Origin of the sequence: Caldiplasma sukawensis (genome assembly GCF_052315375.1) — an archaeon.
Taxonomy (GTDB): Archaea; Thermoplasmatota; Thermoplasmata; order Thermoplasmatales; family Thermoplasmataceae; genus Cuniculiplasma.
On sequence record NZ_JBLSDG010000003.1, the window covers coordinates 140,386 to 157,858 of the forward strand.

Sequence of the window (17,473 nt, forward strand, 5' to 3'; positions counted from 1 at the left end):
AATATTGTGATTATTTTTAAGTGATTTTTAAAACATATTGATTATATTCTAATTTTCATTCTCCCTTAGTGGTTTTTTAAAACCCATGGGGAATCTTTCAAATAAAATTATGAGGATGAAAACAGCAATTGAAAACTGAACCATTGTAAGGAAGGAGAGCCTGTAACCAAGGTCTGATGCCTCAAAACCAAGCAGAAAAGGTGTAATACTCCCCACTATCATCATTATGGAATAGAAGAAGCTGTTGGCTGAATTCCTTGTTGACACCTCAAAAGAACGTGAAATTTTTGTTATTGATACGGGATATGTGAAGCCGTGTGGAATACCTAGAAGCAGGAATGAAAATATCAATTCAATTGCATTTACTGACATGGCTATGAGCACAAGTCCAAATGCGGTCAATATCCCGGAAATAAGCATGTAGTTGAAAATATTTTCTGGTGCCTTGGCAGCGTAAAAGAGCCTGGAAAGAAAGGATGATGCAAAAAACACTGAAAAAACATAGTTCACCTCGGCTGAATTCAGGGATGCAACCTGTTCACCATAAAGTCCACCGTATGTTGTGAGGAAGGCAAAGGGAATTGCATACATCAGGTTATTAAGGGTGGATACAATGAATCCCCTGTCCTTTAAAACTCTGGAGTATTCAACATTTTTCCTTCCCTTTTCATTTTCCTCCGGAAATTTTATGAAAAATGAGAGTATGAATGCCACGAAGGGAAAAGCCGAGAAGTAAAGGAATGAAAGTTTTTCTCCAGATATTGTTATAATATAGCCCTCAAGCAAAGGTTCAACTGCCAGGGACAAACTAAGCGCAACTGTATACAGGGCAAGAACCCTCTCCCTCACTGCTCTGTCCTGAAACATCCCTGCTGAGGTGATTATATTGGGCATAACAGCCCCCAAAACAAAAGCCTCCACCACTGTTATGAACCATATTGAAAGACCATCGGAAAATGCAAAAAATGGGAAAACTATTGCATAAATGAATATTGATACTCTGAAAAGAATTTTCCTTTTACTTGATGGTATTCTTGAATTTATGAAAGCACTCATAATGAATGCTGCGAAAGAACTTATGGATATGAGAATGCCAAGTTCAAATTTACTGAATCCAAAATAATCCTTTGCAAGAAGAGGTACATTTGTGAGGAACATGTTGTTGCTGCCCCTCACCGAAAAAGTGATTGAAATTATTATTCCTATTGCGGGAAGGTAATTCCTTATTTTTGACTTATTTTCACTGATCATTTATGTCATCTTTATCCTGATCCTCTGAATACAGGGTGTCCTCATCCTCCCCACCCGTGAGGTAAAGTGACATCTGGCCGTATATTTCATCAATGCCTGAGAGGTTTCTTGCAGATACACCTATTATATTATTGCTCAATCCACTCTCCTCAAAGGAATTGATAAAGTTGTAAAAGAAATCCTTTCTGCCCTCAACCTTTTCTTCCATGAAACCGTCAATGAGCATGTCCTTGTCCTTGTCCCAGGCTAATATTTTTTCCAATATGTCATCTTCCAGAACATCAACCTTGTTCATTACATACAATGTGGGTTTCATGAATCTTGTCATTATGGATGCAAAAAGTAATTTTTGTGATATGAAACCGGAGGGGGTTGAGGCAACTATGCCGTCTCCAACAAAAGCAAGCATGGCCCTTTTTCCAGCAAGTGACTCAACGATCATAGGGCTTGAAGTTCTGAAGGAAAAAAGTTCTATCTGTCCAGGGGTATCAAATATTACATAGTAATCAAGCATTTCATCTGTGATCTCCTTTATCCTCTCCACATTCTCTATTATGAGATCTGATGCAACAATCTGTGCTCCGTTTGGCCCCAGGTTAAATTGGCTCATGATATCCTGCAGGGATATCCATTCCCTTATGTCAACATCCGCTTCATATGGTATGAATTCAGCACCAGGATCAAGATTCACAATGGCAGCATCAATGCCATTCCTCTGCAGATATTCTTTTATGGCTCCACATAGTGTGGATTTTCCTGTCCCTGCAGGTCCAGTAACAAAAAGTCCACCCTTCATTCCTCTTCCTCTTCTGAATATGAATCTAGGTTATTATCCATGTCATCGGAAGTATCAATTTCATTTCCTGTCATCTTGAATGAAGTCTCTATTGTTCTCAGTATGTTGTCAATCCTGTATTTTAGCTCCTCCGGAAGTTCATATTCCTTTCTCATCATAACTATCATGCTTAGATATTTCACAATACCACCTATGTGGATTGTGAGAACAATGCTGTCTTTTCCACACCTTGTGCATTTTCCTGAAAGGGGAAGTCTCCTGTACTTTGCCTCACACTTGTTGCATCTGAAACGCTGAGAAAAGAAACCCCTGAAATTTCCAAACAGGTCAGGCAAAAAGTGAGATTCAAGTATCCTTGCTGAAACGTCGCTTGCATCCACCGCCCTTATCCTCGTCTCCAGTTCCAGCTGTTTTTTTATCTTTATCTTCATGTTTCCAAGTGTTTTGTAAGACGAAACCATGACACCATCATTGAGATCTGAAGTGGAAAACATGCATTCAAGGCCTTTCAGAATCCCTGTTTTTTCTACCAGGTTCTTTGCCTGAAACATTATGTTTTCTATTTCTGCGGGTTTTTTGTTTTCATATGTGGCCTCATAAAATTCAAGTGGATACCTTTCCAGTGCATCAACATTCAGTGCTTCTTTATCCACTTCATCAGGTCTCAATTCCATTGTAAGCACAAGCGGGGCATCCATGAGTCCACCTGTTGTTGATGGCAGATATTTTCTTGAAAAATTAAGAAGTCCATCCAGCAGGAGCATTATGGAATCCTCATCACCGTCACAGTTCCTTCTTTTTGCCGCATGAAAGAATGGATGTGCATAACATCCATTTATTTTGGAGAATCCAATTATTCTTCCCACAATACCACCAGAGGTGTGGGGTGCCAGCCCTATGACCAGATGGCCAATCAGATCCTCTGCCGAATTGCAATTGTAAAACGGTTCCATTCCGTAGTACCTTACAAGAAGTGTATCCACGAACTTTGAAACCCTGAGAAGATATTCCCCCGCATCCCATGGTATTATTATATCCTGAGGAAAAATCTCGTTTTTTCCCAGTGTGTAACCAAGTTCAACTGCTTTTCTTGGTGGCAGACCTATTTCACCTATATAAAAATGTGTTATTGGCACATCGCTCATATCGTATCTGCATGTTCCATCCTTGTTAACGGAAAGATCAAACTGTGATCTTAATAATCCCTTCTCAAGTGGTTCCGGATATTTCCCACTGGACATCAGCTTTTTTACACCCTTGACCGTCAGATTTTTCTTTCCATTTTTTTCTGGCATTCCAACTCTCTGAACTGCTGATTCCCATATCTCTCTTATGTCAAGGATCATCTTTTCACTTTTCTGCAGATCATCTGTTCTTTCACCGCATTCCGGGCATCTTATCAATGCAGTATCAGTTCTGCAGTTCCTGCATATGCGTCTGTTCACTTCCACACTGTATTTTGTCTCCTTTCCACCTATTGCAGCTGCAATATTTCTCTGGGATGAGCCAAGATTTTCAATTGGGAAAAGTGCATTGACAAGTGGATTCATCTTTCTGTACCCGGCTTTCTCAGGTCTGCCTAACCTTGCACCAATTCTTGTTGGGGATTTTGCCATAATTTTTATGCCACTTATGGCTGAAATGTATTCCAGGGGATCAGTGATATTTTGAATTTTTGAATATTTACTGAAAATGATCTTCAGAATATCTCCATTAAGAATCTTCACATTTTCCTTTAATTCAAATTCAACTCCAAGCTTTATGAGTATATCCACAATTTTTTCTGATTTTTCTATTTCAGGAAATTTTTTCAAGGATAGGGATTTAAAAATCTGCTCTCCTATGATGTCAATTTCCTCAACAGTGAGATCATGCCAGAAGTAATTATATTTTGGATGCAATGGGATTCCCTTTTCCCTGCTTATCTGAAATGCATCCTCCGGACTCTCAGGATAAATACAGCCTTTGCATTCTTTTTCAAAAATTAGATCATACCATTCCTTTGAAAAGGGGCTTTTTTCCAGAACATGATTGTTTTCCAGGAAGTCTCCGTAGGAGATCAGTATTTCCCCAAGATCCGTTATTTTTTCTATATTCTCTGAATATTTTTCTGCCTCTTCCTGAGAATTTATTCTTATGTGTCTTCCATCCTTTGTAAGGATCATTGGCCCCTCTATTTCATCGCATGGTGTCACTGCCGCAGCCTTTCCTGGAAGTTCGACCTTTATCTGGCTTCCTGTTGCTATGAAACTGTCCAGAATTACCATTGAGGCAGGATGAATTGAGGCAGCAGCAAGACCGGATAACCTTGATCTTCCGTACCTTAGCCTGAAACCCCCAGGGGCTCCCTGCATGGAAAAAACAGGCCTCCCCGCAAGAACATCCTGAAGGAATTTCTTGGCCTTTCTGTCCACCTCACCTCCCTTCTCCTTTCCACTTTCATTCAGGAATGACCACTCGGAAATACCAAGCTTTTCAGTGTGTTTCAGAACCTTTTTGGATTTCTGCAGCAAACCTTCACACAGGACAAGGCACATACCTCCTCTTATTCTGTTTGTTTTTATTCTCTCCATGTCCCTGTGTCCTGAGACCTCCTCGTCCTCACTGCCTTCCCCGTCTATGCAAACCGGACAGTTTTTGATTGCATTTTTCAGTTCTGCATCATCGGGCAAATACTGCAAGTGTTTAACCCGGTTGTATGCCTGAACCTCCTCTATGTATCTCTCAATTTCATCCTCTGTGGGTTTGTAAGAACCTATGCCCAGTTCCCTTCTGACTATGTCACCTATGAGAACGCTGAGTGCCTGTGCTGTACCACCTGCACCCCTTATTGGGCCCGCATAAACTATTGTTACATAATCGGTACCATCGTAGTTTTTTCCTATTTTTACTGAGGAAATACCTTCGAGTGGAGCAACAAGTATCCCCTCTGTTAGAATTGCAAGTCCTGTCCTCACAGCACCATCAAGTGCCTTTTCCACACCCTGATCTCTCAGTCTGGACGCAATTCTTTTTGCCATTTCTATTGAAACTTCTTCCCTGCTCATGGTCTGGGAAAGTTCCCTTATCTCCTTGCTTATCCCCCTTATTCCAATGAGTTCCTCTATCCTGTCAGCCATATCATTTGCAAGTGGTATCTCCACATCCTCCAGAATATCCATTCCCTTTTTCCTTGCAATTCTGGCTATTTCATAACACTCCTGCACATCTGAGTACAGGTTTCTCTTATACTCTTCCTCTGAGATTCTCTCATTTTTAAGGGTCAGTTCCATTTCTCAGTTCTTCTCCTCTATCTTTACCATGCTCTTCTTGTATTCAAGCGCTTCCATGACAAGATTCAGATGAAGAGGTGAAGGTGAAAGCGGCCTTGACTTAAACTCTGCATGGTACTGGGAGGCTATGAAATTTTTCCTGTCTTTTAATTCCAGTATCTCCATTCTGATCCCTTCACTATCCTTTCCTGAGAAAACAAGACCTGCATCCTCAAGATCATTTATGAATTCAGGATTCACCTCATACCTGTGCCTGTGCCTCTCATATATTTTATTTTTTCCATAAAGTCTGTATGCAAGCGTGCCCTCACTTACAACAACTTCCTTTGATCCAAGTCTCATGGTCCCCCCAAGATCCCTTATGCCTGATTGCTCCGGAAGAAGATCAATCACAGGATACTCCACTCCGGGTATGAATTCAGTGCTGTTTGCGCCTTTCAAACCGAGAACATTCCTTGCATATTCTATGACAGCCACCTGGAAGCCTAGGCATATGCCAAGGAATGGTATTTTGTTCTCTCTTGCATACCTTACGGCCTCTATTTTGCCCTCAACACCCCTGTATCCAAATCCAGGTGCAACAAGTATTCCGTGAACACCATTAAGTATGTTCACATCCTTCTTTACCAGGTCAGCATCTATCCATCTTAGATTTGCCTGTACCGCAGTAACCCCTGCAACGTGAATGAAAGATTCCCTGTGACTTATGTATGCATCATGTAATTCCGTGTACTTTCCAATTATACCTATGTGTACAGTATCCCTGGGATTTGCAAGATTCATTCTGTACTCTTTCCATGTATCAATATACTCATTCATACTCAACCTGAGAGATTGTGCGATTATCTGTGTGACCCTCTGTTTTTCAATTATTTCAGGCACCTCATATGCATTTCTTACATTGTAAACACTTATTATGGATTCCTCGGGAACATCGGTAAAAAGTGATATTCTCTTCCTGGTGTCTGCATTAAGTGGATTCTGGGACCTGCAGAAAAGCATGTCAGGTTGGATTCCTATCTCCTTCAGCGCTCTGACACTATGCTGAGTGGGTTTAGTTTTCTGTTCCATCTCAGTTCCTATTTCAGGAACAAGGGTAACGTGTGCAAAAAACACATCTCCGTTTTCCTCTCTCTTAAGCTGTCTTAAAGCCTCTAAAAATGGCATGGACTCAATGTCACCAACAGTTCCTCCTACCTCAATCACAACAACCTGGTAATTTTCCTTTTCAGTCACTTTCCTTATTCTTCTCTTAATTTCATTTGTAATATGTGGTATTATCTGAACCGTGCTTCCCAGATACTCACCCCTTCTCTCCTTCTCAATGACTTCCTTGTAAACCTTTCCTGTTGTTATATTATTGTCACCTGAAAGATTTCTGTCAAGATATCTTTCATAATTGCCAAGGTCAAGGTCAACCTCACTTCCATCATCCAGAACAAAGACCTCTCCGTGCTGATAGGGGTTCATTGTTCCAGCGTCATAATTAATGTATGGATCAATCTTGAGTGCAGTCACATTCAATCCACTGTTAACAAGTATGTGACAAAGGCTTGAGGCGATTGTACCTTTTCCAATGCCAGAAAGTACTCCGCCTGTTATCACAATATATTTCATGTAAATATGATTTCAAATTCATATTAAACAATTACATGTATGAAAAGTGGTATAGATTCAATATGCATGAAATGATGCATGGATGAATCCAAAAACACCCTTTTATATGGAATTTTCAATTATTGCTTTCATTTATAATATTAATGATGGGCAGTACAGGCAATCTTTATACACAAAATTATCTTGAACATATTCATGGGAATTATCAAGCCAGAGGATTTTATAAAAAGCATTAATGATGGAAGGATCATTTACTACAAGGGAAAAATTGTTCACAGCATTGCTGAACATGATGAGCTTGGCCCTGCTGTGAGGCATGCATCACTTCTCTATAAATGGCAGAACTCTCCTGAATTCAGTGATCTTTTGGTGGAAAAGAATAGTACTTACGGTGAAATAAGTGCATTCCTGAAAATTCCTGAGAATCCTGAGGATCTTATGAAGAGATTCAATCTAATTTACGAGACAACATGTATGGGAAGAGGTTCATTCAACATAATACAGGCAATAGGATCTGATGCAATATTTGCCCTTATGATTGTAACTGCCCTGATGGATAAAAAATACGGAACAAAATATTATGATCGTGTGATGAAGTTTTATAGAATGGTAGTTGAAAGGGATGCAGGTATGGCTGTGGCACAGACCGATGTTAAGGGAGACAGGTCACTAAGACCCGGTGAACAGAAAGATCCGGATATGTATGTAAGGATTGTAAGGAAAACAGATGAAGGAATTATTGTCAGAGGTGCCAAATCACACACAACCCAGGGCCCTGTTGCAAATGAGATAATAGTGATTCCAACAAGGGCAATGACTGAGGAGGACAGGGATTACGCTGTGGCATTTGCAATACCGGCAAACACCAAGGGTTTAAAGATGATAACAAAACCTGAGAAGGCTGCTGAGGCTGCAAACAACGATCCATGGTATATTATGGGCCGTGAGAACATAGAGACAGAATCTCTTACAATTTTTGATGATGTATTGGTGCCCTGGGAAAGGGTGTTTATGGCAGGGGAGTGGGACTTCGCAGGTCTTCTTGCAATGACATTCCCAACATTTCACAGATTCACTGCAATTGCCTACAGAATGGGGATGGCAGACCTTATACTTGGTCTTGGAAAGCTCATAGCAGAGATGAATGGTGTGGATGACAAATCTCACATCAGGAGGGATATTGTTGAAATTATAAAGTACAGGGAGCTGCTTAAAAGTACAGGCTATCTTGCAGCATACCAGTCCAGAAAGGATAAGCTCACCGGGATTCAGTATCCCGACAGGGTGTCCACAAATGTTGGTAAATTGGTGGCGAATCAGAACTATCTTGATGTGGTGAAGAATCTTATTGACATTGCTGGAGGCTGGGCTGCAACGTTGCCGCATTCAACGGATTTTCTCAACGATGATGAGAGGCATTATCTAGAAAAATATCTTGTGGGAAAGGCTGGAACAGATGCAATCACAAGATCGAAGCTGATTTCAATGGTCAGGGAGATAATATCATCACTTGGCGCACTATTTTCAGCTGCCATGATTCATGCGGAGGGCTCCATAGAGGCCAGTGTGCTGGAACTCTACAGATCCTATGATTATGATAAAAGTAAAAGTCTTGCACTTTATGCCTCGGATATTGATGAAAGGCTGAAATGATCCCATTTACATCAATAAATTAAACTTTTATATTGTATTTGAGATTCATTATCATGGAAAATAATAAAATTTGGTACAGATGGTGGCCTCACGGATTGCCTTACACACTGGAGTATCCTCAGGTTTCTCTTTTTAAAATATTTGAACACAGGGCTTTGGAGTATCCGGAAAAAACTTTCATGATTTTTTATGGAAATCATTTAAGTTACGGACAGGTTTTGAAAGAATCAACATCATTGATACATGAACTCACATCACTTGGAATTAAAAAAGGGGACCGTATTGCTATGTACCTGCAAAATTCACCAATGTTTGTCATATCACTTCTTGCAATTTCCGGTTCAGGTGGAGTGGCAGTATTTCTTAATCCAATGCTGAAGAAAGAGGAGATGCTAAAAATCATAGAGGACTCTGAACCAAAGATAATAATAACAAGCGATGAACTCCTCGCATCATTATCACATATCAGGGAAAGTGGTATTACAATAATTTCTGGAAATGCCGGTGATTACATTTCTGATGAAGGATCTGCGGATGCTCCTGAATTTTTAAGAAAGACATACGGGAAGGGTGACGAGATCAGATGGGAGTCTGCAATTTCCCACAATGATCAAATGGTTCATGTTGATTCACTCCCGGAGGATCCATTATTGATTGCATACACATCCGGGACAACTGGAGTGCCAAAGGGTTGTGTGCATACCAACAGGTCTGTGATTGCAAATGCAATGGCATCATCCTACTGGAGGAGCTGTACTCCTTCAACAGTTGAAATGTCTGTAGCACCCTTCTTCCATGTGACAGGTCTTTCATTTTCAGTTCTCTCTCCCATATATTCGGGAGCTACAATGGTCATACTCTCAAGATGGAACAAGGAAACATTTCTCAATTATCTGGAAAAGTACAGGGTTACACATGCAATCCTCATATCAGCAATGATAGCTGACCTTCTAACGGTGAAGGATATTGAGAAGAGGGATTTCAGTTCTCTGAGATTTGTTGGTGGAGGTGGAACAGCAATACCCGCCTCACTTGCTGAAAAATTTGAGAAGATTATTGGTCTTCCATTTGTTGAAGGCTATGGAATGACAGAGGCAATGGGTCAGAGCCATGTTAATCCACAATGGAGAAGAAAACTTCAGTGTATCGGGATTCCACAGTTCGGATACGATGCAAGGATTATTGACGTGGAGAGTGGTAATGATGTTACTGGAAAAGAAACGGGAGAGATAGTAATAAGCGGACCTTCGCTTTTCTTAGGATATTATGGAAAACCGGAAGAGACTGAAAAATCATCAGTGGTAATCAATGGTGTCAGGTATGTGAGGACAGGGGACATAGGATACATGGATGAAGAGGGATATTTCTTTGTATTGGATCGTGTGAAGAGGATGATAAACAGGGGCGGATACAAGGTATGGCCTGCAGAGGTGGACAGTATTCTCTACAGACATCCTGCTGTCAAGGAGGCATGTGTTGTTGGAACCCGAGATGAGAGGGTTGGTGAAGAGGTCAAGGCCTTCATAATTTTAAAGGAGGAGAGCAGGGGAAAGATAACCGAAGAGGAAATAATTCAATGGTCAAAGGAAAAACTGGCATCCTACAAATATCCAAGAAACATTGAATTTGTGGATGATTTTCCCAGGACAGCTTCTGGGAAGATCGACTGGAGAAAATTACAGGAGGAAGAAAACAGTAAAAAAGCAGTTAAATAAAAAATACATATTTTATAAATTTTTTAAATAAGATGAGGGTCTGTACCATTCATTTCCAGTTTTACTGTACAGTTCTTCAAGAAAAGATAAAAGATTTTCAACTCCATATCTTTCAGCATACTGAAAAGGTCCCAATGGCCAGTTCATTGCAAGTTTCATTGCCAGATCTGTACCTTCTCTGTCTGTGATTCCATTTTCCACAAGCCATGCTGCCTCGTTTATGGCAGGGCCTATAATTCTAAGAGGATCAATTTTTCTTGTCACATGCTTTTCATTAATCTCTATTTTTTTTGTCTTTCCTGGCTCATCATAATCATAGAAGCCACGACCTGTTTTCACACCGTATCTTTTTTCCCTGAACATACTCTCTAATGATGGATTTATCCTTGTGTTGAATCCTCTTTCCATCAGTTCCTTTGTGCCATAATATATGACATCAAGACCCACATAATCAATGAGCTGGCACATTCCCATTGGGAAATTCAGCTCATTCTTTGAAACATAATCTATCTCCATTGGAGTGAATCCCTCCTCAATGAGGGAAAAGGTTTCATAAAAAGTTCTTCCGTTTATTCTATTGACAATGAATCCTGGCACTTCCTTCTTCAAAACAACAGGCTGTTTTCCTGTGATCTTCATTATCTCCATTGTTTTATTTAAAGTTATTTCATCCGTATACTTTCCCATAACCACTTCAACCAGAGACATTAAAACAGGCGGATTGAAGAAGTGTGTACCTATGAATCTCCTCTTATTATTAAGAGAGGAGGAGAGATCACTGATGGGTATTGTGGATGTATTTGATGCCAAAATAGCATCATCCGAAATTATTTTTTCAACCTTTCTGTAAACATCAGTTTTAATTTTGAAAACTTCGGGAACAGCCTCAACTATGAAGGAACAGTCTGATAGTTTTAACATATCATCAGTAAATTGTATGTTGGAAATTCTATCACTTGCATTCAGTTTATTCAAACTTAAAGCAGCATTATTTTTTCCACGTTCAAGCGATAATATGTCACTATCGTATGCAATGATTTCAAATCCATTCAAGGCAAATAATGCTGCTATTGAATTCCCCATGGTTCCTGTTCCTATCACCCCGGCCTTCAGTTCCATGAAAAATGTATTAATTTTTCATTATAATTATTGTTATTTTTAACTTAATTTATTTACAAAAATAAGTATGAATAACTTTATCTGAACATATTATTTTGTTAATAAGATGGCAAAGGTAAAAATGGAGAACCGTAAGGAAATTTCAATCATTACAATAGAGAGAAGTGAAAAGAAGAATGCCATAGATGCTGAGACTGCAAGGGAACTTGGTGAATTATTTACAGATTTTGAATTTTCAGACAGCAAAGTGGCAATAATTACAGGTGCCGGTGATTCATTCTGTTCTGGTGCAGATCTTGGAGATGCTGAAGCATTATCCAGGAGGGTAATGGATGGAAATGGCCCTCTTGGTGTAACAAGGAGATTTATCACCAAACCAGTAATTGCAGCAATCTCTGGTTATTGTGTTGCGGGAGGGCTGGAACTGGCTTTATGGGCAGACATTCGTGTATGCGACAGCACATCAAAATTTGGTTTTCTGGAAAGAAGATATGGTGTACCACTTATAGATGGGGGAACAATGCGTCTTCCATGGATTGTGGGTTTGGGCAGGGCACTTGACCTAATAATGACTGGTAAATTGATAGATGCAAAGGAGGCCATGAACATTGGCCTTGTCAACTATGTATATGAAAAGGATGATCTTATTGATAAAACGATTGAACTTGCAGAAAAAATATCATCATTTCCATGGAATACTGTTATCAGGGACAGAGAGGCCTTATACCTGGGACTTGGTGGTAGTTCCTTTTATTCTTATGCAGCAGAGGCAATTCTTGGAAGGCAGACAATCAATGAAGGAATCGTGAAGGAAGGGTCAAAGAAATTCCTTAAAGGAGAGAGGTAGTTTGAGTTTCTTTTAAAAATTTGAATTTTTGGATCCTAACTGCAAATCTCCAATAATTAATATCATAGGAAGCAAGTAAAATTTTTAAGAAATATTATATATCTGGAAAAGCAAAATACAATTAAAAGATACAGTTCGACCAATAAGTAAATAGAGTCCATAAAATCTTGGATTTTCAAACGTGATCAAAATTGCTATGTCTCGTGTCTGAAATATATTTTGTTTGTGATAAAGAAGAAAGTAAATACAATTTCCTTAACATATTTTAGTATATCAAATAAGAAAATACAAGGAATTCAGGATAAAAAGCTATATATATTGAAATAAGACCATAAATTATTCAGGGTATGAAAGGATTATAATTCTTCATTTCTCATTATTGCAATGTTTGTTGACGTGCGCTGTTATATTAATATTTATAATGTATAAACAACATTTTAAATAGTCGCTCACTCGGTAAATAATATACTCGAAAAGAACTCTCAATGAAGAAAAAATAAGTAAATTTGTGATTTATACTTAATTGGAATAGTAAGATCATTTTCATCCCATTTATCCTATATATAATTTGAAATATTATTTCCCGGAACACAAAAGACTAAACGGTAATTTTTATTCAATAAAATATTCAATAAAATTATTAATGATATAAATGAAAAATCAAGAAAAATAGGTTAAGAGACAATGAAATAATGAAACAAAATTATATCAATAACATAACTGAGGCTAAAAAATCATAGTGTCCCAAATCTTGTGTGATTACTAAGGTTGCCTGTGTTTTAACACTTCCTTTATCTCATCGAAGCATTTATAATATCTCACAATGATCTCAAGACCATTTATCATTTATCTCTGCTTCTCTGAGATAAATGATCTTCATTACACCCTCTTTTTAAGGGATTGAATCTATGTTCATGATACTTCTTCTTATTTCCATCTTCATTCGTTACTTGAGATTTGTAGAATGTATCGATCTCCCTATGGATTCATGATACTCATAATACTTAAACAGAATATTGAGATTTTTCCGTGTTGTATAATTGTCATAGATATTTGGAATACTATTTATTCTTTAAATTATTGAATTGATCAAATGATTCACTCGTTGATCTTGAAAGGAATGCATTTTTCAGTTTATTATGGATTTCATTTCTATCTTACCCTCTCAAATGTGTTTCAAAGTTTTATGATGCAGGTAATGTGCATATCTGGAAATCAGATCTTTGATATACCTGTTTTAACTCTTCCTCAATTCCTTGCATTTCATATGCTATGAATAATAAGGGTTCTTTAACAACTCTTTCATGCAGATCAATGAGAATATTCCTTTATGAAACATGATTCTCAACAGCATTCAGGCAGAATCTCAATATTTCATGATTACCAGATTCCCTTATATCCATTTCAAATATGACAAATTCCTTTTCAACAGTATCCCTTCTTAGAGAGAAGAAAATTGTGTCCAAGAAGATTTCAATTATCTCTTATCAATATCTTATCAATTGGCCTTGATTTCCATGTGTTAATCTCTGTAACTGTTATGTCTCTTATTCTTCATATTGTGAATTTGCTATATTTGTTATGAAACATTGTTCGATTATTTCTGCCATATCCCTTTTTGATATTTTCTTTGAATACATGGATAAAACAAAATCAGTAATACCCGCATTACGCTGGTATTTCTCAATTAGAGCTGTCTGGAATTTATTATTTCGAGCCTTTATTCCCTTAAAGGAAGCTTTTTTATTTATCATTTCATGATAGATTCCATGAAATCCTTAACTGTCCTCCTTACGATCTATGATATCTTTTTATCAAGCTCTTCCATTATTCATTGAATCCTGTGGTTGTTCTAAGGAGGTACCCCTTTATGTTTCATGAAATTTATCCATTATTGTTGGAATTATTTCATTTGTTCTTACACAAAGTTCAGGATTCTATTAAAATCTGCCATTAGAAAAAATACTGATAATAAAGTACTTTAAATTGATTTTATCTTCATGCCCTTAGCTTTTATATAATCAAATTTCATAACTAATTATTGGATGATATACAGGAAATTATCAGACTTATTAAAGATAAGACCGCTCCAGTTGATTTAACTGTTCTCGGGAAATTTATTAAAAAAAAGCACGGCGAAGATTATTTTTCATATATTATAAAGACGTTTTTTTCTAACGGATTAAATGATAAAAATATTGCGATGTATATTACATATCCAGACGTAGATAAAGAAATTATGAATTGGACACCTTCAAAATGGACAAATTCTACAGTTTATACTCTTTCGAAGTTTCTTGACGATTTATCAGTATTAAAAACGCAAACAGTAGAAGATAATATACTTTGGCAAGTCGATTTAGATAATTATGTATTTACGCCAAATAAAGATATGGCAAGAAGATTACTATCTTTTTGGTATATATATTCAAAAGCACCAACAGAAGTTATAATGGCTACAAAAAATTCTGACGGTTTTAGTTTTGCAACATACGCCGCATCCATAGATAACGAGGCTTCATTTTACAGGGATATAGTTCTTTACATAATATTAAACCAGATAGCACCAGATAAAGCAAAGGCGTTTGGAGAATATGTTTCATTTAGAATAAGTGAGCCATTCGAGGGATTAGAGCCAAAATTAGAACCAGACCAATTCAAAAATATGAAAGACATAATAGACACACTTACTAAACAGGGCTATAAGGTTATTTAAAAACAGTTTCCTTAATTTTTTGCAATGTAGGATAACCATATTCGTTTCCAGAGTGTTCATAACAGTATTTTATCTGTGATAAATGCTCATAACCTTTATTTGTCATTTTTATAAGCCCAGAAATTACTTTTGTTATGGATTCTTTATCCCAACCACTGCGTTTTAACCAGCCTATAATTGCAAGTGTCAAATCATGTCTTTTTGTATCGGCATTCTGCCATAAAATATAAAGGTCAGATATTACAGAATTTATTTTTTCTTCAGGCATACTTTTTGAATCCGTATTTGTTTTTTCCTGTATAGATTGTTCTGGAATTTGTTTTGTAATATCCGTTTTTAAAATATACGGTTCAAGCACTCTTTCAAGAACTGTATATTTTATACTGGCAATGGGCTTATCATTAAGATTTCCGCCATAAACCGTACCATTTGGATGTACAGATCCTATGCCTACAATATATCCATGCTTTCCTTTTACGTATGCACCGTCTAATAATGGTATATTTTCTATTGGTCTGTCTATTTTGTAAATATAATGCATATGTTCAGGCTTTCCTGTGGAATAATGAAGTGTATCAGTAAGGCAATTCAAATCTTCCTGAATTTCTTTCGTATCTGCATCAATGAATACCACAGTCCCGTCCATAGATACAATGCCATAATTGTTTCCGTCTATTATCCAGTCTGTTATTTCTTCCGCAGAATAATTATTATCTATTTGCCATCTTTTTTCAAGTGGTTTTTTATCTCCTTTTTTTAGTTTTATATACCTCACATTCATATCTTTAAATCTCTTCACTGCCACATTTAAGAATAAAGATATGTCTGTATCCATAAATGTTGATAAAAAAATCATATAAACATTTTTATAGTAATATTCTTTATAAAAATAAAAAAAAGTAGGCTTATTGTTTAAAGCTTCAATACTAACTAGTTTTTCTGAAACTTTCCTCATCAATTTCATTTGATAAATGCTTTTTTGTTAGGGGTACTTCCATACTAACTAGTTTTTCTGAAACTCTGGAGCTGGTGCTATAAACATCTTTATCGATTTCGCTTCCATACTAACTAGTTTTTCTGAAACACAAATTATGTATTTATATATAACAATACTGAATATTATGCTCTTCCATACTAACTAGTTTTTCTGAAACTTGAGATTGAAATTAGATCAAGCATTACAGTATTTAGAAACTTCCATACTAACTAGTTTTTCTGAAACAAACAACAAAAAGCGAACAACAGGAAGAGCAGCCGCAGCAGGACTTCCATACTAACTAGTTTTTCTGAAACTATCATAATCGTATTCAAAGGGGTAATCCCATTTCCACCTTCTTCCATACTAACTAGTTTTTCTGAAACAGTTTCTATTAAAAAAAGATAAAGACTTAAGGAGGAGACTTCCATACTAACTAGTTTTTCTGAAACTATGTGAGGATATAGATTTTTATATCCATAAAAATGAATTCTTCCATACTAACTAGTTTTTCTGAAACAGTCAGGCTGGAAAAAAGAGAACGCTTTTTTAACAACTTCCATACTAACTAGTTTTTCTGAAACTCTTCTGAGTTTTCGAAGGTTTTTGATACCTTCGAGGAAGCACTTCCATACTAACTAGTTTTTCTGAAACTGAACTGTATTCAATTGAATTTTTTATGCCTAATGTTGTAACTTCCATACTAACTAGTTTTTCTGAAACTGTCAGGCATTACGTTCAATGATGCAATCGATGAGTTGCTCTTCCATACTAACTAGTTTTTCTGAAACAATGAGATTATTAAACCTAATCCTGATAAGGTCTATATTGTCTTCCATACTAACTAGTTTTTCTGAAACCATGGGGCTGGGCAGACCCATTCTACTGGGACGAAGAAGATGAAACTTCCATACTAACTAGTTTTTCTGAAACTTGAGATTCAAAAAAGGAAAGAAGAAATTGCAAAGACTGTCTTCCATACTAACTAGTTTTTCTGAAACGGGGGATCGTGATAACATCTAAAAAGGTGGTAAAAAACCTTCCATACTAACTAGTTTTTCTGAAACATATTTGAGAGAATTCGATTTTGAAAATGTTTTCTTTGAACTTCCATACTAACTAGTTTTTCTGAAACATGAAAATAAACAATACAGCATATCTGCTTTTATCTCCACTTCCATACTAACTAGTTTTTCTGAAACATGCTTGAAATTGGGAAAAAAATTCCTGTCATTAATAAAATGACTTCCATACTAACTAGTTTTTCTGAAACTTTATCTAAAAATGATTTAAAAATTTTGAAATATTTTTCAAAAATCTTCCATACTAACTAGTTTTTCTGAAACTGATGATGAGGTATATATTAGAGACTTCGATGAAAAATTTCTTCCATACTAACTAGTTTTTCTGAAACCAAAACGCATAAAGTTGGGAACGTAAAGGTTAGGGTGATCTTCCATACTAACTAGTTTTTCTGAAACAATTTTGATCGGAAATGTAACGTATAAAAG

12 protein-coding genes and 1 CRISPR repeat array (1 of these 13 cut by a window edge) are annotated in these 17,473 nt (G+C 36.9%); of the genes, 4 read left to right on the forward strand and 8 right to left on the reverse strand.

What is annotated here, in order from left to right; all coding sequences use genetic code 11:
* Nucleotides 1-48 precede the first annotated feature (48 nt).
* The 4 genes from ACNF4Z_RS03180 to pyrG are packed head-to-tail and all read right to left on the reverse strand — an operon-like array spanning nucleotide 49 to nucleotide 6,936.
* Nucleotides 49-1,251, reverse strand: a complete 1,203-nt coding sequence (locus ACNF4Z_RS03180; protein WP_458327797.1) for an MFS transporter — start codon at nucleotides 1,249-1,251, stop codon at nucleotides 49-51.
* A complete protein-coding gene (locus ACNF4Z_RS03185) occupies nucleotides 1,241-2,047 on the reverse strand; it encodes a PRK13768 family protein (RefSeq protein WP_458327798.1) in 807 nt (268 codons plus the stop codon). The genes ACNF4Z_RS03180 and ACNF4Z_RS03185 overlap by 11 nt, the downstream gene beginning before the upstream one ends.
* Nucleotides 2,044-5,319 carry a DNA polymerase II large subunit gene (locus ACNF4Z_RS03190; protein WP_458327799.1) on the reverse strand — a complete coding sequence of 1,092 codons (3,276 nt, stop codon included), beginning with the start codon at nucleotides 5,317-5,319 and terminating at the stop codon, nucleotides 2,044-2,046. The genes ACNF4Z_RS03185 and ACNF4Z_RS03190 overlap by 4 nt, the downstream gene beginning before the upstream one ends.
* A 3-nt stretch (nucleotides 5,320-5,322) precedes the next feature.
* Complete coding sequence (gene pyrG, locus ACNF4Z_RS03195; protein WP_458327800.1) at nucleotides 5,323-6,936, reverse strand: glutamine hydrolyzing CTP synthase; 1,614 nt, start codon at nucleotides 6,934-6,936, stop codon at nucleotides 5,323-5,325.
* A 201-nt stretch (nucleotides 6,937-7,137) separates the two neighbouring features.
* On the opposite strand from pyrG, the gene ACNF4Z_RS03200 reads away from it, so the two are divergent.
* A complete protein-coding gene (locus tag ACNF4Z_RS03200; protein ID WP_458327825.1) occupies nucleotides 7,138-8,589 on the forward strand; it encodes a 4-hydroxyphenylacetate 3-hydroxylase N-terminal domain-containing protein in 1,452 nt (483 codons plus the stop codon).
* Nucleotides 8,590-8,642: 53 nt separating this feature from the next.
* On the forward strand, nucleotides 8,643-10,304 hold the full coding sequence (locus ACNF4Z_RS03205; RefSeq protein WP_458327801.1) for an AMP-binding protein: 1,662 nt from the start codon (nucleotides 8,643-8,645) through the stop codon (nucleotides 10,302-10,304).
* Between the two features lie 12 nt (nucleotides 10,305-10,316).
* On the opposite strand, the gene ACNF4Z_RS03210 is transcribed toward ACNF4Z_RS03205, so the two are convergent.
* On the reverse strand, nucleotides 10,317-11,423 hold the full coding sequence (locus tag ACNF4Z_RS03210) for a 3-hydroxyacyl-CoA dehydrogenase NAD-binding domain-containing protein (RefSeq protein ID WP_458327802.1): 1,107 nt from the start codon (nucleotides 11,421-11,423) through the stop codon (nucleotides 10,317-10,319).
* Nucleotides 11,424-11,529: 106 nt separating this feature from the next.
* On the opposite strand from ACNF4Z_RS03210, the gene ACNF4Z_RS03215 reads away from it, so the two are divergent.
* Nucleotides 11,530-12,270: an enoyl-CoA hydratase-related protein gene (locus ACNF4Z_RS03215; protein WP_458327803.1), complete on the forward strand. Its 741-nt coding sequence runs from the start codon at nucleotides 11,530-11,532 to the stop codon at nucleotides 12,268-12,270.
* Between the two features lie 1,328 nt (nucleotides 12,271-13,598).
* On the opposite strand, the gene ACNF4Z_RS03220 is transcribed toward ACNF4Z_RS03215, so the two are convergent.
* Nucleotides 13,599-13,736 carry a hypothetical protein gene (locus ACNF4Z_RS03220; protein WP_458327804.1) on the reverse strand — a complete coding sequence of 46 codons (138 nt, stop codon included), beginning with the start codon at nucleotides 13,734-13,736 and terminating at the stop codon, nucleotides 13,599-13,601.
* A gap of 81 nt (nucleotides 13,737-13,817) precedes the next feature.
* Entirely contained in the window at nucleotides 13,818-14,024 is a 207-nt protein-coding gene (locus ACNF4Z_RS03225; protein WP_458327805.1) for a transposase, read from the reverse strand.
* A gap of 287 nt (nucleotides 14,025-14,311) precedes the next feature.
* On the opposite strand from ACNF4Z_RS03225, the gene ACNF4Z_RS03230 reads away from it, so the two are divergent.
* A complete protein-coding gene (locus tag ACNF4Z_RS03230; protein WP_458327806.1) occupies nucleotides 14,312-14,986 on the forward strand; it encodes a hypothetical protein in 675 nt (224 codons plus the stop codon).
* Here ACNF4Z_RS03230 and ACNF4Z_RS03235 read toward each other — a convergent pair.
* Complete coding sequence (locus tag ACNF4Z_RS03235; RefSeq protein WP_458327807.1) at nucleotides 14,979-15,821, reverse strand: bifunctional DNA primase/polymerase; 843 nt, start codon at nucleotides 15,819-15,821, stop codon at nucleotides 14,979-14,981. The two genes, ACNF4Z_RS03230 and ACNF4Z_RS03235, sit on opposite strands and share 8 nt — an antisense overlap.
* Nucleotides 15,822-15,904: 83 nt before the next feature.
* Nucleotides 15,905-17,473: a CRISPR direct-repeat array (repeat unit 28 nt; unit sequence CTTCCATACTAACTAGTTTTTCTGAAAC) (it continues 2,165 nt past the right edge of the window).